We start from the raw sequence: 24,931 nt of genomic DNA, 5'->3' as shown, positions 1-24,931 counted from the left end.
TAATCATGCAGAATATAAATTTAGAAGATTATAAAGGCGTATATGTCTTCGCTCAGCAGGTAGATAACGAATTAAGCTCAATCGCGTTCGAACTCCTCGGAGAAGCAGGAAGACTCGCAAAACCATTAAATACAGAAGTTACAGCAGTACTTCTTGGATCAAACGTTGGAAATCTTGTAGATCAGTTAGCTGAATATGGCGCTGACAAGGTTATCGTAGTAGATGATCCTGAACTTGAAACATATAGAACAGAACCATATGCACATGCTTTAGCAGAAGTTATCAACAAATATAAACCTGAAATTATGTTAGTTGGTGCAACAGCAATTGGTAGAGATTTAGGTCCTACAGTTTCAGCTAGAGTTGCAACAGGTTTAACAGCTGACTGTACATTACTTGAAATTGGTGACTTCCCATTAGTTGCTATTCCAGGTAAGGAACAGAAACACAATCAGTTATTAATGACTCGTCCGGCATTTGGTGGAAACACAATTGCTACAATCGCTTGTCCTGATAACCGTCCTCAGATGGCTACAGTACGTGCAGGTGTTATGCAGAAGGCTGAACCAAAGCCAGGTGCTAAGGCAGAAGTTATTGAATTCAATCCAGGATTTACACCTAACAACAAATATGTTGAAATCATGGATGTAGTTAAAGAAGTTGCTGAAACAGTTAACATCATGGACGCTAAGATTTTAGTATCTGGTGGACGTGGAGTTGGAAGCAAAGAAAACTTCAAGATTCTTGAAGATTTAGCAGAAGCTCTTGACGGAACAGTTGCATGTTCTAGAGCAGTTACAGATAACGGTTGGTTACCAGTTGACAGACAGGTTGGACAGACAGGTAAGACAGTTCGTCCACAGGTTTACTTCGCAATTGGTATTTCTGGAGCAATCCAGCACGTTGCAGGTATGGAAGAATCAGATCTTATTATTGCTATCAATAAAGATGAAGATGCTCCTATCTTTGATGTAGCTGATTATGGTATCGTTGGTGATTTAAACAAAATCGTACCACAGCTTACAGAAGCTATTAAGGCTGCAAAGGCTAATGCATAATTAAATATAATATACGTTAAGTTATATTAACATATTTAGGAATCTCCGCATCTTTGGATGCGGGGATTTTTGACTTCTCGACATCATGTATAATAAATCCTCAATTATTCATATAAAATTAATATAGAAAAAAGAGTGAAACTTTGTTATAATTTTGTGGTTACAATAGTAATAAAAATAAAGAAAGGAAGTATAAGATGACAAACAAGTTATCTATACAAAGGAGAAAATGTTAGAAAAAATATTCAAACTTAAAAAAAACAATACTTCTGTAAAAACTGAAGTTATTGCGGGTATTACAACATTTATGACAATGGCATATATTCTTGCTGTAAACCCTAACATCTTAAGTGCCTCAGGAATGGACAAAGAGGCTATTTTGATTGCTACATGTATAGCATCATTTGTTGGAACAATGTGTATGGCATTTATGGCAAATCTTCCATTTGCCTTATCAGCAGGTCTTGGATTAAATGCATACTTTGCTTACACAGTATGTGGAGAAATGGGATATTCATGGCAGATTGCTTTATTTGCGGTATTTGTAGAAGGTATTATATTTATAATTCTTTCATTAACAAATGTACGTGAAGCAATTTTTGATGCTATTCCTCTTAATCTTAAAAAGGCAGTATCAGTAGGTATTGGTTTATTTATTGCATTTATCGGATTACAGAATGCAGGATTAGTAAATGATTCAGAATCTACACTTGTTACAATTACAGATTTTACAAGTAACTTCCATACAGCAGGAATTTGTGCATTATTAGCAGTAATCGGTGTATTTATTACAGCTATTCTTTACATTAAGAGAGTAAAAGGTTCAATCTTAATAGGTATCGTTTCAACATGGGTTTTAGGAATTATTTGTGAACTTACAAAGATTTATGTTCCTGATAACGAAAGCTTTTTCTCAGTAATTCCAACACATTTTGTAAGCTTTGATTTTTCAGCTTTAGGAGAAACTTTTGGACAGTGCTTTAAACTTGATTTTAAAGCAGTAGGAATTGTTAACTTTATTATTGTAGTATTTGCATTCCTCTTTGTTGATTTATTTGATACATTAGGAACAATTATTGGTGTTAGTACAAAGGCTGGAATGCTTGATGAAAATGGAAAGCTTCCTAACATTAAACCAGCTCTTATGTCAGACGCTATTGCTACATCAGCAGGTGCTATTTTAGGTACATCAACAACAACAACATTCGTAGAATCTTCAGCAGGTGTTGCAGAAGGTGGTCGTACAGGTTTGACAGCAGCAGTAACAGGTTTATTATTCCTTGTTTCAGTTGTTCTTTCACCATTATTTATTACTATTCCATCATTTGCTACAGCACCGGCATTAATTATGGTAGGATTCCTTATGTTTGGAGCAGTAACAGATATTAAATTTACAGATGATAATTTGACAGATGCAATCCCTGCATATCTTTGCATTATTGCAATGCCATTGTTCTATAGTATCTCAGAAGGTATCTCAATCGGAATTATTTCATATGTATTATTAAATGCTATTTGCGGTAAAGCAAAAGAAGTAAAACCATTGATGTACATTCTTGCAGTATTATTCGTATTAAAATATATATTCTTATAAGAAGAAAAAATAGAATTTAAGAAAAAAACAGAAAAACAAAAGGCCTTTGTCATTATTAGATGTCATCAATATGTTAGAAAAAAACTAATTATTGATAGTCATTGTGGCAGAGGTCTTTTTGATGAAAAATAAATTTTGGGATAGTTGAATTAAAATAATGTATAAGATATTTATAAAATTCAAAAAATCTTAAAGAAATATTTATGTTTTTAATGTCGAAAATTGTTATTATACTATTTAGATAAGCAGAAAGAAGGTACGATATGTCAAGAAGAGCAGAGAACTTAAGAAGAAAAAGACAAAGAAAAATAATGTTAATTAGAAAATATATAAGATTTACATTTTGCTGTGTACTTATAGTAGTTTTGGCATTTGCAATTAATTATCTAAAGAAAAATATGAATAACATATCTGAAGGTGGAAATAGTGGCGGAAATAATGTAAAAAAAATAAAAGAATCAAAAGAGGAATCAGCAAAAGATGTAATAAAAAACTATGCAGAAAAACATGGTTACACTTTAGAGGATTATCCGGAAAATATAAAAAAATTATTTGAAAGAAATAAAGAAACAAAAGATTTTGTCTTGAAATATCCTGAAAAAAAGGGAAAAGCATACGATATTGATTTTTCAAAATATAAGAAAACTACAGAGGTTCCACTATTTATGCAATGGGATCAGAGATGGGGTTATTATACATACGCAGGTGATTGTATGGGAATTACAGGCTGTGGACCGACATGCCTTTCGATGGTGGCTGTTTATGTGACAGGAAACATAAAATATACTCCGAAAATGATTGCAGATTTTGCAATGAAAAATGGATATGCAGATGAAGAAAATGGTTCATCATGGTCGCTTATTTCAGAAGGTGGCAGGCAGCTTGGCATGCAAGTTATAGAAATACCGTTAGATGAACAAAGAGTAAAAGATAATTTGGAAGTAGGTAATCCAATTATATGTGTAGTAGGGCCAGGAGATTTTACGACACAGGGACATTTTATAGTATTAACTAAATATAAAGATGGAAAAGTAAGTGTTAATGATCCTAACAGTAAAGCAAATTCAAATAAGCAATGGGTGTTTGAAGATATAAAAGACCAGATAAAAAATCTATGGGTTTTAAGATAAATTAAAGGATTAAAAATAAAAAATGAAAGAAAATTTGATTTTTAAAGCAGGAGATATAAATAGATTAGAGGATGTTTTTAAATTGTATGTTGATGCAAGAAAGACTAAAGGATGTACATGGACAGAAGAATATCCAACAAAAGAAATAATAAAAAATGATATTTTAAGAGGGGATAGTTTTGTTATAGTTAATAAAAAAAACAATGAGATAATAGCAGCAATTTCAATAGATGATGATAAGTTAGTAGAAGAACAGAAATGCTGGTCAAAAGAACTAAAACCGGCAGGGGAACTGGCAAGACTGGTAATAGCTGAAGAATATAGAGGTAATGGACTTGCAGGAAATTTGATACAAGGAGCCATGGAAAACTTACAAAAAAGAAAATATAAGGGAGTACATTATCTGGTAAGCCCAAATAACGCTAACGCACTGAGAGCATATAAAAAAATGGAATTTAATGATTGTGGAAGAATATTTTTGTATGACCATGAATGGATATGCTATGAAAGGGGAATATAAAAAGGTATAAATATAATAAAAAGTGTAGAAAAGGTGCAATAAAAAAGAATAACATTAAAAAATGATTCAAAAAACAATAAAAAAGTATAAAAAGCATAATAAAAAAGTTGCCAGATTAGTAATTGAGTTTTGTTGAATAAAACTGTATATGTAGTATAATATTCATATGGAATAACGGAAAATTAATATTCAATTTAGAAAAATTATAATAATGACTATAGATTGATTATAAATGCGAGATAATAATGACTGGAGGACATATGAAGAAAACGGTTTTAGTTGTTGAAGACCAGGAAATGAACAGAGAAATTCTTAAAGCCTTATTAGAAGACAGATATACTGTTATTGGGGCTGAGAATGGTCTTGAGGCATTAGAAATTTTAAAAACAGACAGTGAACGTATTTCTGCAATTTTATTAGACATTGTAATGCCGGTTATGGACGGATATGGATTTCTTGAAGAATTTAAGAAAGAACCGGAATATAATAAAATACCTGTAATTGTAACAACAGATAAAGATGCGGATGAAACGGAAGAGAAGGCCTTGGCTTTAGGCGCTAATGATTTTGTAAATAAGCCATATAATATCAAAGTATTGCTTAGAAGAATCGATAATCTTATCGATATGAAAGAATCTATTTACAGACTTAGAGATGCTGAAAGAGATTCTTTGACAGGAGCTTATAACAGAAAGGCTTTTTATAGAAAGGCAAAAGAAATAATAAAAAGTAATCCGGAAGAAAAATATCAAATTATTGCGTCAGATATAGAAAAATTTAAATATTTTAATGATGCATTTGGATGGAAAGAGGGAGACAGCCTTTTAAAATTTTATACTGAGATGCTAAATGGAATATTTGAAAATAAGGATGTGTTGTTTGCCCGTGCCCATTCAGATATTTTTTACTTTTTATCTAAGGAATCCGATAATATAATTAATACTTTAATATATGCTACGAAGATGGTATATCAGAGATTTTATGAAGCAAAAATAAGTTTTAAATTTGGTGTATACAATATTGAAGATAAGAGCATCATTATAAATTCTATGTGCGATAATGCTATTGCAGCATGTAATCAGGCTAAACTCACATATGATCATGATGTGTACATATATGACGATGCATTAATGAGTAAAAATCAGCAGAATATTCAGATTACAAAAACTATGAAACAATCTCTTATGAATGAGGATTTCAAGGTGTATTATCAGCCTAAATATGATATTCAGACTAATAAGATGATTGGAGCAGAGGCACTTATAAGATGGCAACATCCGGAATTAGGATTTATTTCGCCGGGTGAATTTATTCCGATATTTGAAGAAAATGGATTTATTACTGAACTCGATATATATATATGGGAGCATGTATGTGGATTCATTGAGAAAATGAAGAATGAACACAATAAGATTCTTCCGGTATCTGTCAATGTATCAAGAAAAGATATTTACAAAGAAGGACTTCCGGAGATTCTTAAAAGTATGGTTGAAAGACATAACCTATCACCTACATACTTACACTTAGAAATTACAGAATCAGCATATATGGAAAATACTGAAAATATTTTAGAAGTAGTCAGAAGATTAAAAGAATATGGATTTATTATAGAGATGGATGACTTTGGAAGTGGATATTCATCATTGAATATTTTAGCTGAACTTCCAATAGATATAATTAAACTTGATATGAAATTCATTCAGAATGAACAGAAAAATAAGAATAGCCATAATATTATAAGTTCAATAATAAATCTGGCAAAATGGATGAATCTTATAATTGTAGTCGAAGGTGCAGAGACAGAAGAACATATTCAGTATTTGAGAAGATTAAAATGTAATTTTGTACAGGGATATTATTTCTCAAGACCGATATCTGAACAGGAATTTAAAAATAAATTATTAAGTGAAGATATAATTCCAATTTTTAATTTAAAGAGTTATAAAGAGTACAAGAAATTATCAATAGATGACCAGAACGGCGAGGCAGAAGTGATAGTCCTTGTGGATGAATTACAAAGAAACCGTGAAATGTTTAGAAACTATCTGGATACGGAATATAGATTTGTAGAGCTTGACAATGAAGAAGAAGCTTATCAATTTATAAAGAAGAATTATTATAACATTATTTTAACAGTTGTAGATACTAATATAAATGAAGAAGATAAGTTCCATTTGCTTCATGAAATGAAAAAGAATGATAAATTAGATGAGATTCCGGTATTATATACAACAGGTGACAATGAAAATGTATATAAAGATATTGCATTTAAAAACGGTGCAGATGGTATGCTGTTTAAACCATATGACAAATATGAATTAAACAATACGGTTGAAAGATTATTTGAAGAGCATCGTAAAAAGGTAATTCAGAAATTACGAGTTGTTGAAGGTCAGGTTAAACTTGATACAATGACAGGACTTCTTAACAGAAAAGAGTTTGAAAGACAGGTAAGATTGTTCTTGAGCAGTTCAGGAAAAGAAGCTATATTCCTTATGATTGATATTGATAATTTTAAGGGAGTAAATGATAGTCTTGGACACATTATGGGTGATCAGGCAATAATTAATGTGGCCAATATTCTTGACAGTGCTTTTTCAGAAGAAAATTTATCGTGTAGATTTGGTGGAGACGAATTTGCTGTATTTATAAAGCGTGGAATGACAATAGATGAACTTAATAACGAAATGGAAATATTGAGAAATAAACTACGTATTAATGTGGGAGAAATGAAGATTTCATGTTCAATAGGTGTTGCAATGTTTCCGGCTCATGCGACAGAATATAAAGAACTTTACAGATGTGCTGACATGGCACTTATTCAGGCTAAGAAATTAGGAAAGAATCAGTTCCAGATATATACAGGTAATGAAGAAATGTCAATGCCTATAGATGTTAGAAACATGGGATGGCTTATTGAAGAATCACATGAAATTATATTTATATGCAATGAAAAAACAAAAGAATTATTGTATATGAATCGTGCAGCAAAGGAAGAATTAACTTCTGATAAAACAAAAGAACTTATTGGATTAAAATGTCATGAGACAATATGGGATTCGAATGCACCATGTGAACATTGTGATAAATTCTGTAATGAACTTATTAAAGAAGTTGACGTTAAGAATGAGGATACAGGTAAGACATATAATATTAGAATAAGAAAAGTACCTTGGAATTCAGGGTATGCGCTTATACATTTTGCAGAAGATATTACAAAGAAAATACAGGATGATAATATTATTAACGGAATGCTTGATAATATCAGGTTTGGACTTGAAGGAGAAAAATATACTTATTGGCATGTGGCAATGGATACAGATGTATGTGATGTCGGAACAAAAGCTAAAGAAATTTTTGATTTAGATACTGATAAAGTAGATTATGTAGAATTTATGAAAGAAAAAGTTGTTTCAGATGAAGAGATTGATAAATTTATTAAATTCTATGAAGAAACAAAGTCAGATAAATCAAATAAAAAAATACAATTAAATTGTTTTGACAAAGATGGTACATTAAGAAAAACTCTATTAAGTCATATAGTTTTAGAAACACCAAATGAGCAGTATAATGGAATAATCGGATTGTTAAATTATGTTGATTAAACCATGATTAATTACTTTCGTTAGAGATATTTTATACTGCTAAAAAGAGAATATGCATTTTTGACACCTACATTTATATATTGTATAATGTGTGTGTTTGCAGCTATAAGGAGCCGTAAGGCTCCTTATGTTATATATCGGGGAAGAGAAAATGATATATAAAGACTATATGTGAGTATGTAGTTGGTGCATACAAAGGCTTCTATAGTTTATATAAGTCAAAGAGGTATCACTTTTATATAAGAGAATTTCAATGAACAAAGGATTATGGGTATCCTTAATTAACCCAAATATAAAAAGGAGGAAATAAATGTTCGGATTAAAAAAAGATAAAAAACCGGAAGCACAAGTGTTTGTTGACTATGAACATTGGTATTATGCATACAGAAATAAGTTTCAGATGAAGCCTAATATTGAAGAGTGGATTGAAGAACTAAAACAGGAATATAATATTACAAGATTGTATGTTTTTGGGGATTTTTCAAAATATAATATAGGAAATGATTTAGAAAGATTAAAAGGAATTACTAAGAATATTATACATACAGCCAGCGATAAAGAAGGCGTAGATAAAGATTTTACAGATGTAATTATTTTAGATGCAATTTATAGAAGCGCTGCAAAAAAAGATAAAACAAAAGTATATGTTTTGTTTACAGGTGACGCACATTTTACTAAAGTTGCAGAATACTTAAAGGAAATAGGCAAAAAAGTTATTATTTATGGGGTTAAATATTCATTTAGCAATAAACTTAAATCAGTCGCAACAAGTTATGTCGAGATGCCAAGACAGTCACAGGAAAAACATCATTATAATGAACTTATTCTAAATAGTTTATATAAACAGAAACAGAAAAATCGTTCAGTTGTTACATATTGGAAGACCATTCAGTGTGTAGCGGATTATAATAAAGTTCCGAAAGATAAAGTAAAGGTTGCTGTTGACGGATTAATAAAACAGAAGTATTTATATCAGGAAGAGAAGAAATTTAAGAGGGGAAAAGTTGTTTCTGTATTGAAAGCAGATTGGAATAAGATTTCAAATGATGGTATTTGGGAGAAGGAATAAAAATTCCGTTTATCTAAAAGCAAATTCCACAGCACGATGGAAGAGTGAAATTTAAAATTTTAATTTTGGAAGGAATAAAAATATTAAAAAACAGTTGATTTTTTTGCTACAAAAAGTTAGTATAGAAAAAGATTAATTATTTATAAGACGTTGAGAGGAAGAAGTAACTTAATTGTACTTGCAAGAGAGTAATCGGTTGGTGTGAGATTATGAAGTAGATTTTGTGAAATACATCCTGGAGTTACAACCTGAAAAGAAATGAGTAGGGAATGTCGGGAGCGCCCGTTATAGCGCAAGAGTGTGTTTGCACTCGTAGAGGAAGATTTCGTGAGAAATTTTTATTTAGAGGTGGTACCGCAGTTAATGCCCTCTGTATCGTAAGATGCAGAGGTTTTTTTTATGTATGGCAAGGTCATATTTATGAATCTAAGCTTAAAAAATGCAATTTTAATTTTCGCAGATAATAGAAAATTGCATATCGGTATCAAAAATTTAATAAGTATCCTAATAACTTGAAACACTTATAAAGAAATTTAATGAATTTTAATTTAAGAAAGGAAAAAAAGATGACAATTTATGATGAATTAGTAGCACGTGGTCTTATAGCCCAGGTTACAGATGAAGAAGAAATTAAAGAATTAATTAACACAGGAAAAGCAACATTTTATATTGGATTTGATCCTACAGCAGATTCACTTCATGTAGGTCATTTTATGGCTTTATGTCTTATGAAGAGATTACAGATGGCAGGCAACAGACCTGTTGTATTGCTTGGTGGTGGAACAGGATACATAGGTGATCCTTCAGGACGTAACGATTTACGTCAGATGCTTACACCTGAAACAATTGAACATAACTGCGAATGTTTTAAGAAGCAGATGGAAAGATTTATTGATTTTGGAGAAGGTGGAGCTATTGCAGTAAACAATGCTGATTGGTTATTAAAACTTAACTACATTGATGTATTACGTGAAGTAGGACCATGTTTCTCAGTTAACAATATGCTTCGTGCAGAATGCTACAAGCAGAGAATGGAAAAAGGTTTAACATTCCTTGAATTTAACTATATGATTATGCAGTCATATGACTTTTATCATTTATTTAAAGAATATGGATGTAACATGCAGTTTGGTGGAGATGATCAGTGGTCAAATATGTTGGGTGGTACAGAATTAATCCGTCGTAAACTTGGAAAAGATGCTTATGCCATGACAATTACACTTCTTATGAATTCAGAAGGAAAGAAAATGGGTAAGACAGCTAACGGAGCAGTATGGCTTGACGCTAATAAAACATCTCCATTTGAATTTTACCAGTATTGGAGAAATGTAGGAGATAAAGACGTATTAAAATGTATCCGTATGTTAACATTCCTTCCACTTGAAGAAATTGATAAGATGGATGAATGGGAAGGAAGCCAGTTAAATAAAGCAAAAGAAATTCTTGCATTCGAACTTACAAAGATGGTTCATGGTGAAGAAGAAGCAAAGAAAGCTGAAGAAGCATCAAAGGCATTATTTGCAGGTGGTGGAGATGATTCAAATATGCCAACATCTACAATTACACCGGATCAGTTAACAGATGGTGGAATTGGAATCATGGATTTAATGGTAACTTGTGGATTAGCAGGAACAAAGAGTGAAGCAAGAAGACTTGTACAGCAGGGTGGCGTATCTGTTAATGATGAAAAAGTTTCTGACATAGGCTTTGTTGTTACGGAATCAATGTTAAAAGAAGGAGCAAAGATTAAAAAAGGTAAAAAGAAATTCCATAAGGCAATTATGGACTAAGATTTAATTCAGAATCGATAATACAAAAAGTAGAACACTTATTACATTCTAAGTAATTATGGTAAGAAATTTTCATAGAATGTAATAAGTGTTTTTTTAGGTATGTTTATGAACGGAAAAATAGAAAATTTATTGAATGTTGCCTTGGAAGCTAATATTCAGGAATTAGATAAATGCCGGGAACTATCAGCAGGTTTTAATCCAATAGATAACTCCTGGGATTTGATTATAAGGTTCACGGGAACTCCGGATTTTTTAGAAAAATATAATGGAATACAATATGAAATATTGTCAAATAATTTTGCAATATTATCTGTGCCAAAAGAAACTATTGATAAACTTGCTGAGGATGACAGTGTTATTTATATTGAAAAAGCAAAACCGTTATATTTTGCAGTTATAAATAACAGAAGTGAAGCATGTGTTACAAATGCACAGAATCAGTTTGGTATATATGGAGAAGGGGTAATTATTGCGGTAATAGACAGTGGAATAGATTATGCAAATTCAGCATTTATAGATGAATTTGGGAAAACTAGAATTATTGAGATTTGGGATCAGACAATAGGGAATGGCGAAAATACATACGGTTTTAACAGAGGAACATTTTATACGGATAGTCAGATAAATGCAGCAATAAATGCACCGGATTTTAGAGAAAGATATGAAATTGTACCATCAAGAGATTATTCAGGACATGGAACTCATGTAGCAGGTATTGCTGCAGGAAATTTTGCAAACGATAAAAGAAATAATATCGGAATAGCAACTAAAAGCAAATTGTTAATTGTTAAATTGGCGACACCGAGAGAAAATTCGTTCCCGACAACAATAGAACTTATGGAGGCAATTGATTATGTGACAAAAAAGGCAGAAGAATTAAAAATGCCACTTGTAATAAATTTGAGTTTTGGAAATAATTATGGTTCTCATGATGGCACATCATTGCTTGAAACATATATTAACGAGATATCTGCAAAGGAAAGAATATCCGTTGTAATAGGTTCAGGAAACGAAGGAAATGCGGGAGGACATACAAGTGGAAAAATAGATACAGGTGAAACAGAAAATATAGAATTTGCAGTATCAAATTATCAAAATTCCCTTAATTTGCAAATATGGAAGTCTTATGCAGATATATTTGAAATAGAATTAATTTCACCAACAGGCGAAAGTACCGGAATTTTTACTGATGCAAATGAAGTTATGAAATATAATATCTCTTCAGATAGAACAAGGTTGATGGTATATTATGGAACACCTAAACCTTATAGCATATATCAGGAGGTATATGTTCAATTCGTGCCTGAAGATATGTATATTCAGTCAGGTATTTGGACTGTGAGGATAACATCGGTTAAATCAGTGTTAGGAGCGTATAATATGTGGTTGCCTGTTGAGGCTTCATTAGGGACAAATACAAGGTTTTTAAATCCTATACCTTACACTACGTTGACAATTCCATCAACTGCTTCTAAAGCAATTACTGTAGGAGCGTATGATAGTAACAGGCAGACATATGCAGACTTTTCAGGAAGAGGATTTACAAGAGAAACAAATCAAATTAAACCGGATATTGTAGCACCGGGAGTAGATATAATATCTGCAGCAGTTGGCGGAGGACTTTCAGTAAAAAGTGGGACTTCAATGGCAACCCCATTTGTTTCAGGGGCAGCAGCATTGCTTATGGAATGGGGCATAGTTAATGGAAATGACAAGTATTTATATGGAGAAAAACTTAAGGCTTATCTGATAAGAGGAGCAAGGAAAATAGATGGATTTGAAAAATGGCCTAATCCTATGATGGGATGGGGAGCATTATGTATTAGAAGTAGTATACCGAGATGATGTTTGAAATTTGTACTATAGGACTATAGACTTTATGGACAGATAATGGTATAGTTGTCTAGTTAACCGTTTAAAGTTGTTTATTTTATAAAGTAAATTGCGTGGCATACAACATATGCCAATTAATTAGTGGGATATATTTTGATATTTGAATTTGATAATACGTTAGTTTGTAGTTATATATACATTTGGAGGAATAATGATGAAGAAGACAGGAATTTTAACTGATAGTCATAGCGGAATAACACAGGAAGAAGCTAAAAAACTTGGGATATATGTGTTGCCAATGCCATTTTACATTAATGATCAATGTCATTACGAAGGTAAAGATATAAGTAGAGAAGAATTTATAGAATTGCTTAAAAACGATGAGAATGTAAGTACATCACAGCCATCACCTGAGGCAGTTATGAACTTATGGGATGAAATTTTAAAAGAATACGAAGAATTAGTTTATATACCAATAAGCAGTGGACTTAGTGGCTCATGTTCAACAGCAATGGCTATGGCACAGAATGATGATTATGATGGTAAAGTTTTTGTAGTTGATAACGGAAGAGTTTCAACGCCTATGAAACAGTCTGTTTTAGATGCAATCGAGTTGTTAAATGAAGGTTGTAGTGCGAAGGAAATAAAGAACAGACTTGAAGATGCAAAAGGAAAAATGGGAATTTTTGTTGCTGTAGATGATTTGAAATATTTAAAGAAAGGTGGAAGAATTTCATCTAGTGTAGCACTTGTAGGTGGAATGCTTAAAGTTAAGCCAATTTTAAAATTTGATATTGGTACACTTGATTCTTTTAAAAATTGTAGAGGATTGATAAAGGCAAAAACAGTAATGATAGAGGAAGTGAAAAGAATAGTTACAACAGACTATGCAGAAGACTTTGAAAAAGGAAATGTACATATTTTAGCAGCATCAAGTGCTGATGAAGAAGAAACAAAGAAGTGGGTTAATGAAATACAGGAAGCTTTCCCTGGAATAAAAGTGTTATGGGATTATTTACCAATGGGAATAACATGTCATATTGGACCGGGAGGACTTGGAATAGGATATTCTGTAAGACCATAAAGATGTAAATATTTATTATTATGAAGATATTGTATTAAAAGTAAAATTTTCTTAACACGTTTTAGTACAATTTTATACATAGATAGTTGAAAGAGATAGCAAAATTATGATATAATTTGCATATAATATATGTGGAGGTGATTATAATGTTATCTATACAGGAATCAATAAGACCATCTGCTGATTTAAGAAATCATTATAATGAAATATCTAAGCAGTGTAAGGAAAATAAAGAAGCAGTAATTATTACAGTAAATGGTAGAGGAGATACAGTTTCTCTATCATATGAAGAATATAAAAATATGAAAGCACGAATAGAGTTGTTAGAAGTGCTAGCTGAAGCAGAGGATGATGTAAAAAATGGTAGGGTTGCCCCGATAAGTGATACATTTGATGATTTACATAAAATGTTTCAGGAGGGGTAAGTGATGAAATATGAGGTGATAAGAACTGATACAGCTGATGCAGGAATTAGAAAAATAATACTATATATTGCTCAGAATTTTGGAAATACGGTTGCACTTGAAAAACTAGATGATATTGAAAAGAGAATTCTTCAGTTAGGTGAAGATCCATATATTGGAACAAATCCAAGATATTCTATACTTAGGCGACAGGGCTATAAAGTACTTATTTTAGAAAAAAATTTAGTTTTTTATAAAATTGATGAAGTAAACAAGCAGGTAGTTGTATATGCAGTTATAGATCAACGACAGGATTATTTGAATATTATACAAGGTTTATAAATTAATAAAAAGTTTTAAATTGAATAAAAATGTTAAAGGGAATCCTTCTTAACGAGTATGTTAAGGAGGATTTCCTGTATTTAGAGAATGTTTTTATGTCAGATTTATAGTAAAGAAAAATTGTTTATAGGTCAGGTTTATATTGTAGAAAATTTAAAATAGTTTCAGGTGTGACGGGATGATTGTAAGAGTTAATTTACTAATCACATTCCGTGTTACATATGTGAATGTGTAAAAAGCATGAATGATATAAAAAATATAGTCAAAAATAAGTAAAAAGGAGATATAAAATGAAAGATAAAATTTTTGGCGTATTACAGCGAGTAGGAAGATCATTTATGCTTCCAATAGCAATTCTACCGGTTGCAGGTTTATTGCTTGGACTTGGTAGTTCATTTACGAATGAAACAATGTTAAAGACATACGGACTTTGGAATGTAATGGGACCGGGAACATTATTTAATGCTATATTTCAGGTTATGAGTGATGCAGGGAATATAGTATTTGCTAATCTACCTATTATATTTGCAATGGGCGTTGCCATTGGTATGGCTAAGAAAGAAAAAGAAGTTGCAGCACTGTCGGCAGCAATAGCATTTTTTATAATGCATGCATCAATTGGCGCAATGATAACAATTAACGGCGGAGCAGAAAAAATGTTAGAAGGTGCTACAGCTGATGTTGTGGGCATAACTTCTCTTCAGATGGGAGTTTTTGGCGGTATTATTGTAGGATTAGGAGTTGCAGCATTGCATAATAAATTTTACAAAATACAGTTGCCACAGGTGCTATCGTTTTTTGGAGGAACAAGATTTGTCCCTATTATATGTTCTTTGGTATATACGTTAGTAGGTATTTTAATGTTCTTTATATGGCCTGTAATTCAAAGTGGTATATATTCCGTTGGTGATTTAGTACTTAATTCAGGATATGCAGGAACCTGGGTGTATGGATTTATGGAAAGATTATTGATTCCATTTGGTCTTCATCATGTATTTTATCTTCCGTTCTGGCAGACAGGTGTTGGTGGAACGATGGAAGTTGGAGGACAGCTAATAGAAGGTGCTCAAAATATATTTTTTGCACAGCTTGCTGATCCTACAGTTACTGAATTTTCAGTTTCAGCGACAAGATTTATGTCAGGAAAATTTCCTCTTATGATTTTTGGGCTTCCGGGTGCTGCACTTGCAATGTATAAAACGGCAAAACCAGAGAAAAAGAAAGAAGTTGAAGGACTTTTATTATCAGCTGCGCTTACATCCATGATTACCGGAATTACAGAGCCGTTAGAATTCACATTCCTTTTTGTTGCACCTTTACTTTATGGCATACATTGTGTATTTGCGGGACTTGCATATATGCTTATGCATGTATTTAAAGTTGGTGTAGGGATGACTTTTTCAGGCGGTCTTATTGATATGTTTCTTTTTGGTATAATGCAGGGAAATGCAAAGACAAACTGGATATGGATTGTTATAGTAGGTGTGGTATATTTTATTGTCTATTATCTGTTGTTTAGTTTTTTAATAAATAAACTTGATTTAAAAACACCGGGAAGAGATGATAGTGATGAAGTTAAATTATATAGAAGAAGTGATGTCGAAGCAAAGAAAAAAGGTGAAGCAAAAGCAGATAATGTAAATTCGTCAGATGAATTATCAGAAATGATTTGCAAAGGACTAGGTGGAAAGAAAAATATATCAGATGTAGATTGTTGTGCCACAAGACTTAGATGTACGGTTTATAAAGCAGAATTAGTAAATGATTCATTACTAAAAAATACAGGAGCGTCAGGGGTTGTCCATAAAGGAAATGGTGTGCAGATTATTTATGGACCAAGAGTAACAGTTATTAAATCTAATTTTGAGGATTATCTGGAAACAGCTCCAAATATAGAGTATAATAAAAAAGATAATGCCGTTAAAAATGAAGACAAAGAAGATGATATTTTTAATGAAGATAAAGACAAAAAGAAAATAGTTAAATCAATTGTAATTTCAAGTCCTATTACAGGAATATCTGCAAATTTGGATACAGCAGCAGATGAAGCATTTGCAAGTAGAATGATGGGAGATGGCGCGATAGTCACTCCGACAGATGAAATTGTTGTGGCACCTGATGATGGAGAAATTATATTTGTATTTGATACTAAACATGCAGTAGGGTTTACAACTAAAGATGGAATAAGTATGATTATTCACATTGGAATTGATACTGTAAAATTAGGCGGACAGGGATTTAGCGTATTAGTAAAAGCAGGTGACAAAATGAAAAAAGGTGATACAATAATGAAACTTGATTTAGAATATTTAAAACAAAATGCACCATCAGTTGCTTCACCTGTTATATGTACTGAATTAGCTGACAATCAGAAAATCAGATTAGTTGCAGAAGGAAAAATAAATGCAGGCGAAGAGTTATTTGCAATTGATTTTTATGAGTAAAATACGAATGTATTAAGATATGTATAGATATGCATATTTACAAAAATACAATTGGAGAATTATATAAATTATGAGAACAATACTTTATGCTTTATTTGGATATATTTCAGGTAGTGTTTTATATGCTAAAAATTTTATGAAATTATTTAATAAAGAAGAATTAATTGAAGAAAGTAAAGATAAGAATCCGGGAACAGCAAATGCATTTATGTACGGAGGAATGACTTGTGGAATCATGACACTTATATGTGAACTTTTAAAGGGAATTGTACCGGTACACATGTATATAAATGGAGCAACACCACAGGAAATGGGAATAATTCCGCTAGCAATTGTTTTAACTATGCCTGTTGTTGGCCATGTGTGTTCTATGTTTGACAATTTCCATGGAGGAAAAGGAATTGCCGTAACATTTGGATGCCTGTTAGGGCTAGCACCTGATATAAAGGCTGTAATTATTTTGGCATTATTTTTTATATTTTACTCACTAATATTTAGAGTAATTCCACATTTTTACAGAACAATAGTTACTTATGTGAGTACATTGGCGGGACTATTCATATTAAATGAAAATCAGGCAGTGAATATTGGATTTTTATTTATTACATTAGTTGTGTTAGTAAGACTACATCAAAGTACAGAAGTTAGAGAAAAGTTAAGGATTAAATTATTATGGATGCGTTAATATTATCATGTGGCACAGGCGGTGGACATAATGCAGCAGGTGCAGCTATAAAAGAAGAACTAATTAAAAGAGGATATAATGTTAAATTTTTCAATCCATATGCTTTAAAAAGTAACAGGCTTGCAAGAGTTATAGACAGGGCATATGTCGGACTTGTACAGAAAGCTCCAAATGTATTTGGAGTTGTGTATAAAATTGGAAATGCTTACAGAAAACTTCCTTTTCATTCTCCGGTCTATTATGCAAATGGAAGAATTGCAGCAATAATAGAAGATTATATTCAAAAAAACAAATGCGACATAATAATTATGCCACATTTGTTCCCGGCAGAAATCATAACTCAAATGAAAAGAAAAGGATATGAACTTCCACCTACAGTTTTTGTTGGAACTGATTATACATGTATTCCGTTTACAGAGGAAACAGAATGTGATTATTATGTTATTCCTGCCAAGGATTTGGAAAAAGAATATATTAAGCGTGGGATAAAAAAAGAAAAATTAAGAACTTTTGGAATTCCGGTTAGAGAGGTATTTGATCATAGCATTAATATGGATGAGGCTAAACTAGAACTTGGACTTAGTGTTAGTAACAGATATATTTTGGTATCAGGCGGAAGCATTGGTGCGGGAAATGTTGAAAAAGTTGTAAAGAATTTATCCGATTATTATGATGGAACAAATGTAAAACTAATAATAATTTGTGGAAATAACAAAAAACTTTTGAATAAACTTAAGGACAAATATAGTGAGAAATGTATTTTAATAGGTCATACGAACGATATTGCAAAATACATGATGGCAAGTAATTTAATTATCGGAAAACCCGGTGGGTTGTCTTCTACCGAGGCAGCAGTTGTAGGAAAGCCTTTTATCCATATTACACCTATTCCGGGGTGCGAAACTTACAACATGAGATATTTTTACAGCAAAGGAATGAGTATTCCGGTTAAAAGAATTACAGAAAAATTTGGAAAGATATGTGATAAAACAATGGAAGAAGACAATAAAAAGAAAATGATTTGTCAGCAGAAAAATAATATTTCAGCTAATGCAAGAATTCTTATTGGTGATATGGCTGATGAATTGTGTAAAACTGACAACTGACCTGAAAGTGCTAAAAAGGCGTATTTAAAAATCCACCCAACAACAACTGTGTACCCAATGGCTAAAGCCAGTGAACCAAGTACAGAAAGCACACCAATGGCCTCACCTGTTTTCTTATTACCGGTTCTAACTTCCGTACATTTTCCAAATGCTTTAATCGGACCACCCTTTGCGGTTCTACCTAACTCCATTTCTTCAATAAGTCCTGTTGAAGCAATTAGAATAACAAACAAAACATAAGGTAGCAAAAATGTCATGCCTCCCCAGTCTGATACCATGTATGGGAAACTCCAAATATTTCCCATACCTACGGCTGAGCCTATGCAAGCAATGACAAAGCCGGTTCTGCTTTTAAAAGCATCCCTCTTTTTTCCATAATTAATATATCCTTCCTTTTTGTGCTTTTCGCACTGTAAGGTCTATCATACCATATTATAGAATATATATATATTTAATCAGGAATAATAAAATGTGGATATATCTATTTAATAATAGGCATATCTTCTTAATTAAATGCAACTATTAGAGTATATCTTTTCAATAGAAGAGAAACTCTAACAGGAACATATTTCATTTTTTAATTTTCGTGCTGCAGAATTAAGTGGATGCTGGCAATCATGCACAATACATATTTCTCTATTAGGAATTTTTTCTTTTAAAGAAATCTCAACAATTTCGTTTTTCTCAATACTTTCTCTTGCCATAGGTTCAGGAACAAATGCAATTCCTAAATCTGACTTTACCAAAGGAATAATCTGGTCTGTAGTTGCCACCTCCGTGTCAGGATTAAGTTCAATACCATGTTTTAAAAATATCTTATTATAAAAATCGTATGTAGTAGTTTCCTGCCCCAAACTAATTAATGGATAGTCTTTAAGATTTTTTAAAGAAATATTGTCATCTTTTATATGCTCAAAATCAGTTCCACCTATTAATATTTCCTTAAATGAACATAAGATTGTTTTTTCTAAAGGCGACTTAACCTTTACAGGTGTTGATACAACTGCAAAATCTATCTTGCCACTTTTCACAGCCTCAATTGCCTGTGGCGTTGAATGGTTATATATTTTTAGTCTTACTTTTGGATACATTTTGTGAAAGGATTTTAGAATATCTAATAAAAATATATTTAAGGCAGTTTCGCTTGCTCCAATAGAAATACTTCCCTGAAAAATTCCTTCATCGTCAGCCAGTTCTTCCTCTGCCTCTAAAAGTTGTGCCATAGCAATTGACACATGTTCATATAAACGCTTTCCTTCCTGTGTAAGCTGCACACCTCTGTTCGTTCTAATAAATAAAGTGCTGTTAATCTGTTGTTCCAAACAATTCATTGCTCTTGTAACATTAGGCTGACTGTTACCTAATGCCTGAGCTGCTCTTGTAAAATTCTCATATTTAGCAACATAATAAAAAATTTTATAATAATCTAAATTTACATTCATGGCATTCTCCTTGGCATATTAATTACTTATTGCTATCATATCAATTTTGATTTTTACTTATTTCTATAATCATAGTATAATTTAGCCGAATGAAATTTTCAAGAAAGGGTGTGAGTTGTATGAGAGAAGGAACAATTTTTCCAAGAGAAGAAAAAACAGAAGTGTTATTTCAGAAAATTCTTGATGATCCCTGGGCATGCGAAAAACTTCAGGAAACATTTTGCAATTATCTTTTTTGCGATGATGAAATCGATAGCTATTTATCTCCATTAGAATTCTCACAGGCATTATTCAATGCATATCACAATAGAGATTTATCAGCCTTTTTGATGGCTATTTGTGAAAATACTATATTTGATTTACTTAGAAATTCATATCTGATTCCATATAGATTTAATGCTGACGGAATAGAAAATCCTGTAATTATGACCGACGATAATGGATTATTACTTCCAAAGTATAAATCAAAAGTTCACGAAAAAGACTACAATCATTTTCATGAAATATATAAAAAATTAAATAACAATAAAAAAATATATCTTGCAAAAGCATATAGATATAATCATAAATACACTTCAGACAATATGGAAATGAAGCAGCAGATTCTTGAAAAAAATACAGGTATATTAATTATTAGAGAATTGCCTGACACTGTAACAGCTAACAAAACTGAAGCCGAAGCCTATTCAGCAGTTTGGGACTTAATGATTGAACTTGAAAAGAATCTCCCTATGGCATTTGTTTTTTATGGTCAGGACTCACTTGTAGAAAATAATAAAAGATATGATGAAATTGGAATATTTCTTCCAAATTCCATCTTTTTAAAACATTTAGAAAAACATGTAGCGAAAGCAGAGGCGATTATATATGCCAACAAATAATTACATTGATATTATGGAAAAAAACCATATGGAAATTCCATGGCATGATTATACCGGTAATGACAGTAATACATTAATTAAAGAGTCAGGTTTGATTGAAAAAGCATCTGTTATTGGCAGAGTTGGTTTAATTATGCTTTCCTGTGGCACAGGTGCATGGCGTGTAAGAACTTCAATGAACAGACTTTCAAAGGAACTTCATGTTACATGTACAGTTGATGTTGGACTTATGTCCATTGAATTTAACTGTTTTGATGGAAAAGACTGTGTTTCACAGTCTCTTAGTATATCTAACACAGGGGTTAATACTTCAAAGCTTTACAGAATGGAACAATTTGTTGACAACTTTCCAAAGGAAGACGCCCATTTGACCGGTGAAGAAATTCACAAACGACTTGATGAAATAGAGAAAATTCATACATTGTATTCTCCTGTTAAATTAGGTCTTGCTGCAGCTTTTGCCTGTTGTGGTTTTACATTTCTTCTTGGAGGCGGGCCAATTGAAATGCTTTTTGCGTTTATTGCAGCTGGTGTTGGAAATATTGTCCGTACAAAGCTTATAAAACATCATTTTACATTATTTTTTAATATAGCAGCATCGATTTCAATCGCATGTTTGGTTTATGCCATTTGTTTTAATGTTGCTGAGTCTGTGCTTGGTATTGCCCATGTACATGAAGCCGGATATATATGCTCCATGTTATTTATAATTCCCGGCTTTCCATTTATAACAAGCGGTATTGACCTTGCTAAGCTAGATTTACGTTCAGGTCTTGAACGATTAACATACTCAATAATAATTATATTAGTAGCAACAATGTTTGCCTGGATTATGGCACTTCTGTTAAAGCTACAGCCACAGGATTTCACAACAATACACATGAGTAAAATTTTACTATTAGTATTAAGAATAATAACAAGTTTTTGTGGTGTATTTGGTTTCTCAATTATGTTTAACAGTTCTATACCAATGGCTACAACAGCCGCCTGTATTGGTGCAGTTGCAAACACACTCCGTTTAGAACTTATAGATTTTACACACATGCCTTACTCTGTGGCAGCTTTTATTGGTGCCCTAACAGCCGGGCTTCTTGCTTCTTTCATAAAAAGCAATAATGGATATCCACGAATATCCCTTACTGTTCCTTCCATTGTAATTATGGTTCCGGGACTTTATTTATACAGAGCAATTTACAATTTTGGCATTATGTCACTTACAGAAGCTGTTTCATGGTTCTCATTAGCCATTATGATTATTATGGCTCTTCCATTAGGATTAATTTTTGCCAGAATATTAACTGATAAAACTTTCCGTTACTGCACGTAACGGTATGTTTAAAACATAGATTGGCTTTTCCCCTTTTTCAGTCAATGTTTTATTCACAAAGCGATGTGCTTTACTATATTCTATAAAACTTGTGGAGGAAATATAAATGAATTACAAAACACATGGGCAAATGTCTGAATCTATCCTAACTGCCGCGTTCCTTTCAATATCAGGCGGTTTACAGGATGCCTACACATATTTATTTAGAGGCAAAGTTTTTGCAAATGCCCAAACAGGTAACATTGTTCTTTTAAGTCAAAATATTATGGAAAGGAATTGGCACCTGGTAATTCATTAAATGATTCCACTTGTTTTTTTTGCAATTGGGATTGTTGCAGCAGAAATTATTAGAACCAAGTTCCAACGAGTTCAGCAAATACATTGGCGCCAATTAGTTCTTATAATAGAAAGCTTGGAACCTTAAATGTATAGCGAATTATATTATAAAAATTTACTTCAAATAAAAAACGGAATTGGAAAAATCCAACTCCGTTTTTATTTGATTAAGCAACTTTCTTGATTTTAGACCATTTGCCATAAATCTTTTTACCATTTACAGTAGTTCCGTCATCTGATAAAACAATAGAAGTTTCAGTCCCAGTAGTATCAGCATAAACTGATTTTAGATTAATACATCCAATTCCCAAAGAAACTATATTTAATGATAATATTGTTGATAAAATTAATTTGTCTGATTGTTTCATATAACAAATCCTCCTTTTAATATTTTAATTGTTGTACATATAATAGAATGCAAAACTAAAATGAACTTTAAATGGCAGTCGGTGTTGAAAAATAATCTAAATTTAATTAAAATTTATTGTGTAATAACAGATAAAAATAAAATGAGTAAGGTTAATTTTTTATAATAAATATTTTAGGTGGTTAATCCGATTGAAAAAGAAAATACATATTAGAAGAGGAGTAGAAAATTATGAATAAGGGAATAATATTTGATGTAGACGGAACAATTTTAGATTCAATGAAAATCTGGATGGATGCAGGAAAAATATATTTGGATCAGTTTGGAATTGAGGAAAAAGAAAATATTGCAGAGGTTTTATTTGATTTAACGATGACTGAAGGTGCAAAATATATAAAAGAAACATATAAATTAGATAAAACTATACAGGAAATTATTGATGGAATAAATAGTGTTGTATATGAATTTTATGAAAAAGAAGCAATGCCAAAGGATGGAGTCTTGGAATTTATAGAGTATTTGTATGAAAATAAAATTCCAATGACAGTTGCAACATCCACAGACAGGCCAATGATTGAAGCAGCATTTAAGAGATTAGGCTTGGAAAAATATTTTAAAAAGATATTTACAACATCAGAGGTTGGAAAAGGAAAGGACAACCCACTTATATTTGAAAAAGCAATAGAGGAAATGAATAGTAACAAAGAAGGGACATGGCTTATAGATGATGCATTTTATTCATTGAATACAGCTTATAACAATGGAATTAATACAGTTGGAATATATGATGATTCTAGCAAATCACAACAGGAAAAGGTTAAATCTGTATCTACAATCTATATTAAAGATTGGACACAGGTAAAACAGTTAATTGCTGATATGAATTTGTAAAGCATATGAACATAAACTTATAAGCTAAATAACAATAATATATATAGATGATGTATAATTATTTACGATAATAATAAAATACAACTCCCACATATGGATTTTTTGTGTGCTAGAGATATTAACTTAAGTGCATTTGCAACTTCGTGCGTTATTAAGTTAATACCTCAAATCTGCACAATTTAAAACCTATATGTGGGAGTTTTTCTTGATTTCTATAAAAAAGAATGTATAATCATTAATATAAGATAGAAGCAACTAACTAAAGTTAGAGAAGAGCAATACAAAAGAGTAATAAAAAGCAGAGAGGAGTAAATATGTTTTTAGAAATCAAGGACATAAAGAAGAGTTTTGGGGATGATAAAAATAAGACAGAAGTGTTAAAAGGAATCGATTTTTCAGCACAAAAAGGTGATATTTGTGTACTGTTAGGACCTTCAGGTTCAGGAAAATCTACGCTTCTAAATATTATTGGCGGAATAGATGAGGCAGATAGTGGAACTATAACAGTTAATGGAGAGGTTATTCAGGACATGAATGAAAAATCTCTTACACAATACAGAAGAAAGCACTTAGGATATGTATTTCAAATGTATAATCTTATACCGAATTTGAATGTAAAAGAGAACATAGAAGTAGGAGCATATTTGAGTGATAATCCATTAGACATAGATGATTTGCTGAAAACGTTAGGCCTTTATGAACATAGACATAAATTGCCAAATCAGTTGTCAGGAGGTCAGCAGCAGAGAACATCAATTGGAAGAGCAATTGTAAAAAATCCAAGTATTTTACTTTGCGATGAACCTACAGGAGCGCTTGATTATAATACTTCTAAAGAAATACTAAAGCTGATTGAGGATGTTAATCATAAATATGGTAATACGGTAATTATGGTTACACATAACGACGCAATAAAAAATATGGCAGACAGGGTTATAAAATTGAGAGACGGACAAATCAGAAAAGATTACGTTAATGAAGAAAAAATTCCTGCTATGGAATTAGAGTGGTAGGAGGTTG

The 24,931-nt window shown here is 31.7% G+C and carries 22 protein-coding genes and 1 other annotated feature; of the genes, 19 read left to right on the top strand and 3 right to left on the bottom strand.

Going from position 1 to position 24,931, the window contains the following annotated elements:
* Window positions 1-5: 5 nt before the first annotated feature.
* The 14 genes from DWX29_RS06555 to DWX29_RS06490 all read left to right on the top strand — a co-directional run bounded on the left by DWX29_RS06555 (window position 6) and on the right by DWX29_RS06490 (window position 18,667).
* On the top strand, window positions 6-1,058 hold the full coding sequence (locus DWX29_RS06555) for an electron transfer flavoprotein subunit alpha/FixB family protein (RefSeq protein WP_022087880.1): 1,053 nt from the start codon (window positions 6-8) through the stop codon (window positions 1,056-1,058).
* Between the two features lie 229 nt (window positions 1,059-1,287).
* Complete coding sequence (locus DWX29_RS06550) at window positions 1,288-2,652, top strand: NCS2 family permease (protein WP_022087881.1); 1,365 nt, start codon at window positions 1,288-1,290, stop codon at window positions 2,650-2,652.
* Window positions 2,653-2,915: 263 nt separating this feature from the next.
* Window positions 2,916-3,782 carry a C39 family peptidase gene (locus DWX29_RS06545; protein WP_117909625.1) on the top strand — a complete coding sequence of 289 codons (867 nt, stop codon included), beginning with the start codon at window positions 2,916-2,918 and terminating at the stop codon, window positions 3,780-3,782.
* A 22-nt stretch (window positions 3,783-3,804) separates the two neighbouring features.
* Window positions 3,805-4,302 (top strand): GNAT family N-acetyltransferase, encoded by a 498-nt coding sequence (locus tag DWX29_RS06540; protein WP_117909624.1) that lies wholly within the window; start codon window positions 3,805-3,807, stop codon window positions 4,300-4,302.
* 260 nt (window positions 4,303-4,562) lie between these two features.
* Window positions 4,563-7,907: an EAL domain-containing protein gene (locus DWX29_RS06535; RefSeq protein ID WP_158574512.1), complete on the top strand. Its 3,345-nt coding sequence runs from the start codon at window positions 4,563-4,565 to the stop codon at window positions 7,905-7,907.
* A gap of 310 nt (window positions 7,908-8,217) precedes the next feature.
* Window positions 8,218-8,976, top strand: a complete 759-nt coding sequence (locus DWX29_RS06530) for an NYN domain-containing protein (protein WP_118565450.1) — start codon at window positions 8,218-8,220, stop codon at window positions 8,974-8,976.
* A 141-nt stretch (window positions 8,977-9,117) separates the two neighbouring features.
* Window positions 9,118-9,350 (top strand) — a binding site (T-box leader).
* Between the two features lie 192 nt (window positions 9,351-9,542).
* Window positions 9,543-10,766: a tyrosine--tRNA ligase gene (gene tyrS, locus DWX29_RS06525; RefSeq protein ID WP_022087886.1), complete on the top strand. Its 1,224-nt coding sequence runs from the start codon at window positions 9,543-9,545 to the stop codon at window positions 10,764-10,766.
* A 108-nt stretch (window positions 10,767-10,874) separates the two neighbouring features.
* A complete protein-coding gene (locus DWX29_RS06520; protein WP_118565449.1) occupies window positions 10,875-12,614 on the top strand; it encodes a S8 family peptidase in 1,740 nt (579 codons plus the stop codon).
* 199 nt (window positions 12,615-12,813) lie between these two features.
* The gene (locus DWX29_RS06515) at window positions 12,814-13,686 is read left to right on the top strand and encodes a DegV family protein (protein WP_336306287.1); all 873 of its coding nucleotides are present in this window, start codon (window positions 12,814-12,816) and stop codon (window positions 13,684-13,686) included.
* A 146-nt stretch (window positions 13,687-13,832) separates the two neighbouring features.
* Window positions 13,833-14,111, top strand: a complete 279-nt coding sequence (locus DWX29_RS06510) for a type II toxin-antitoxin system Phd/YefM family antitoxin (protein WP_118565447.1) — start codon at window positions 13,833-13,835, stop codon at window positions 14,109-14,111.
* Between the two features lie 3 nt (window positions 14,112-14,114).
* On the top strand, window positions 14,115-14,432 hold the full coding sequence (locus DWX29_RS06505; RefSeq protein ID WP_022087890.1) for a type II toxin-antitoxin system RelE/ParE family toxin: 318 nt from the start codon (window positions 14,115-14,117) through the stop codon (window positions 14,430-14,432).
* Window positions 14,433-14,722: 290 nt separating this feature from the next.
* Window positions 14,723-16,876 carry a PTS transporter subunit IIABC gene (locus DWX29_RS06500; protein ID WP_117909615.1) on the top strand — a complete coding sequence of 718 codons (2,154 nt, stop codon included), beginning with the start codon at window positions 14,723-14,725 and terminating at the stop codon, window positions 16,874-16,876.
* Between the two features lie 70 nt (window positions 16,877-16,946).
* The gene (locus DWX29_RS06495) at window positions 16,947-17,561 is read left to right on the top strand and encodes a glycerol-3-phosphate acyltransferase (protein WP_118565446.1); all 615 of its coding nucleotides are present in this window, start codon (window positions 16,947-16,949) and stop codon (window positions 17,559-17,561) included.
* Window positions 17,549-18,667, top strand: coding sequence for a glycosyltransferase (locus DWX29_RS06490; protein WP_118565445.1), 1,119 nt, complete (start codon window positions 17,549-17,551; stop codon window positions 18,665-18,667). The genes DWX29_RS06495 and DWX29_RS06490 overlap by 13 nt, the downstream gene beginning before the upstream one ends.
* Here DWX29_RS06490 and DWX29_RS06485 read toward each other — a convergent pair.
* Both DWX29_RS06485 and DWX29_RS06480 read right to left on the bottom strand, forming a co-directional pair.
* Window positions 18,586-18,972, bottom strand: coding sequence for a hypothetical protein (locus tag DWX29_RS06485; protein ID WP_347497658.1), 387 nt, complete (start codon window positions 18,970-18,972; stop codon window positions 18,586-18,588). The genes DWX29_RS06490 and DWX29_RS06485 overlap by 82 nt on opposite strands.
* 249 nt (window positions 18,973-19,221) lie before the next feature.
* Window positions 19,222-20,109: a LysR family transcriptional regulator gene (locus DWX29_RS06480; protein ID WP_118565444.1), complete on the bottom strand. Its 888-nt coding sequence runs from the start codon at window positions 20,107-20,109 to the stop codon at window positions 19,222-19,224.
* Window positions 20,110-20,228: 119 nt separating this feature from the next.
* Between DWX29_RS06480 and DWX29_RS06475 the strand changes: the two genes are divergently transcribed.
* From DWX29_RS06475 to DWX29_RS13110, 3 genes are all read left to right on the top strand, one after another.
* The gene (locus DWX29_RS06475) at window positions 20,229-20,990 is read left to right on the top strand and encodes a DUF4866 domain-containing protein (RefSeq protein WP_118565443.1); all 762 of its coding nucleotides are present in this window, start codon (window positions 20,229-20,231) and stop codon (window positions 20,988-20,990) included.
* Complete coding sequence (locus DWX29_RS06470) at window positions 20,977-22,317, top strand: threonine/serine exporter family protein (RefSeq protein WP_118565442.1); 1,341 nt, start codon at window positions 20,977-20,979, stop codon at window positions 22,315-22,317. Before DWX29_RS06475 ends, DWX29_RS06470 begins: the two co-directional genes overlap by 14 nt.
* A gap of 106 nt (window positions 22,318-22,423) precedes the next feature.
* Complete coding sequence (locus DWX29_RS13110) at window positions 22,424-22,615, top strand: YoaK family protein (protein ID WP_347497657.1); 192 nt, start codon at window positions 22,424-22,426, stop codon at window positions 22,613-22,615.
* Between the two features lie 205 nt (window positions 22,616-22,820).
* Here the strand turns inward: DWX29_RS13110 and DWX29_RS06460 are convergent, their stop codons facing one another.
* The gene (locus DWX29_RS06460) at window positions 22,821-23,021 is read right to left on the bottom strand and encodes a hypothetical protein (RefSeq protein WP_118565441.1); all 201 of its coding nucleotides are present in this window, start codon (window positions 23,019-23,021) and stop codon (window positions 22,821-22,823) included.
* A 230-nt stretch (window positions 23,022-23,251) separates the two neighbouring features.
* Between DWX29_RS06460 and DWX29_RS06455 the strand changes: the two genes are divergently transcribed.
* Together DWX29_RS06455 and DWX29_RS06450 are read left to right on the top strand one after the other, a co-directional pair.
* The gene (locus DWX29_RS06455) at window positions 23,252-23,911 is read left to right on the top strand and encodes an HAD family phosphatase (RefSeq protein ID WP_118565440.1); all 660 of its coding nucleotides are present in this window, start codon (window positions 23,252-23,254) and stop codon (window positions 23,909-23,911) included.
* Window positions 23,912-24,225: 314 nt separating this feature from the next.
* Entirely contained in the window at window positions 24,226-24,924 is a 699-nt protein-coding gene (locus tag DWX29_RS06450; protein WP_118565439.1) for an ABC transporter ATP-binding protein, read from the top strand.
* Window positions 24,925-24,931 lie beyond the last annotated feature (7 nt).

Source organism: Eubacterium sp. AF19-12LB, from assembly GCF_003479125.1.
GTDB classification, from domain to species: domain Bacteria; phylum Bacillota; class Clostridia; order Lachnospirales; family Lachnospiraceae; genus Eubacterium_U; species Eubacterium_U album.
Note: the sequence above shows the minus strand (reverse complement) of the source record. Positions and strands in the feature narration are given on the sequence as shown.

What these genes read in the sequence shown, in the direction of transcription:
- DWX29_RS06555 (WP_022087880.1), top strand. Translation starts at nt 6, where the DNA reads ATGCAGAATATAAATTTAGAAGATTATAAAGGCGTATATGTCTTCGCT.
- DWX29_RS06550 (WP_022087881.1), top strand. Translation starts at nt 1,288, where the DNA reads ATGTTAGAAAAAATATTCAAACTTAAAAAAAACAATACTTCTGTAAAA.
- DWX29_RS06545 (WP_117909625.1), top strand. Translation starts at nt 2,916, where the DNA reads ATGTCAAGAAGAGCAGAGAACTTAAGAAGAAAAAGACAAAGAAAAATA.
- DWX29_RS06540 (WP_117909624.1), top strand. Translation starts at nt 3,805, where the DNA reads ATGAAAGAAAATTTGATTTTTAAAGCAGGAGATATAAATAGATTAGAG.
- DWX29_RS06535 (WP_158574512.1), top strand. Translation starts at nt 4,563, where the DNA reads ATGAAGAAAACGGTTTTAGTTGTTGAAGACCAGGAAATGAACAGAGAA.
- DWX29_RS06530 (WP_118565450.1), top strand. Translation starts at nt 8,218, where the DNA reads ATGTTCGGATTAAAAAAAGATAAAAAACCGGAAGCACAAGTGTTTGTT.
- tyrS (WP_022087886.1), top strand. Translation starts at nt 9,543, where the DNA reads ATGACAATTTATGATGAATTAGTAGCACGTGGTCTTATAGCCCAGGTT.
- DWX29_RS06520 (WP_118565449.1), top strand. Translation starts at nt 10,875, where the DNA reads ATGAACGGAAAAATAGAAAATTTATTGAATGTTGCCTTGGAAGCTAAT.
- DWX29_RS06515 (WP_336306287.1), top strand. Translation starts at nt 12,814, where the DNA reads ATGATGAAGAAGACAGGAATTTTAACTGATAGTCATAGCGGAATAACA.
- DWX29_RS06510 (WP_118565447.1), top strand. Translation starts at nt 13,833, where the DNA reads ATGTTATCTATACAGGAATCAATAAGACCATCTGCTGATTTAAGAAAT.
- DWX29_RS06505 (WP_022087890.1), top strand. Translation starts at nt 14,115, where the DNA reads ATGAAATATGAGGTGATAAGAACTGATACAGCTGATGCAGGAATTAGA.
- DWX29_RS06500 (WP_117909615.1), top strand. Translation starts at nt 14,723, where the DNA reads ATGAAAGATAAAATTTTTGGCGTATTACAGCGAGTAGGAAGATCATTT.
- DWX29_RS06495 (WP_118565446.1), top strand. Translation starts at nt 16,947, where the DNA reads ATGAGAACAATACTTTATGCTTTATTTGGATATATTTCAGGTAGTGTT.
- DWX29_RS06490 (WP_118565445.1), top strand. Translation starts at nt 17,549, where the DNA reads ATGGATGCGTTAATATTATCATGTGGCACAGGCGGTGGACATAATGCA.
- DWX29_RS06485 (WP_347497658.1), bottom strand. Translation starts at nt 18,972, where the DNA reads ATGGGAAATATTTGGAGTTTCCCATACATGGTATCAGACTGGGGAGGC.
- DWX29_RS06480 (WP_118565444.1), bottom strand. Translation starts at nt 20,109, where the DNA reads ATGAATGTAAATTTAGATTATTATAAAATTTTTTATTATGTTGCTAAA.
- DWX29_RS06475 (WP_118565443.1), top strand. Translation starts at nt 20,229, where the DNA reads ATGAGAGAAGGAACAATTTTTCCAAGAGAAGAAAAAACAGAAGTGTTA.
- DWX29_RS06470 (WP_118565442.1), top strand. Translation starts at nt 20,977, where the DNA reads ATGCCAACAAATAATTACATTGATATTATGGAAAAAAACCATATGGAA.
- DWX29_RS13110 (WP_347497657.1), top strand. Translation starts at nt 22,424, where the DNA reads ATGAATTACAAAACACATGGGCAAATGTCTGAATCTATCCTAACTGCC.
- DWX29_RS06460 (WP_118565441.1), bottom strand. Translation starts at nt 23,021, where the DNA reads ATGAAACAATCAGACAAATTAATTTTATCAACAATATTATCATTAAAT.
- DWX29_RS06455 (WP_118565440.1), top strand. Translation starts at nt 23,252, where the DNA reads ATGAATAAGGGAATAATATTTGATGTAGACGGAACAATTTTAGATTCA.
- DWX29_RS06450 (WP_118565439.1), top strand. Translation starts at nt 24,226, where the DNA reads ATGTTTTTAGAAATCAAGGACATAAAGAAGAGTTTTGGGGATGATAAA.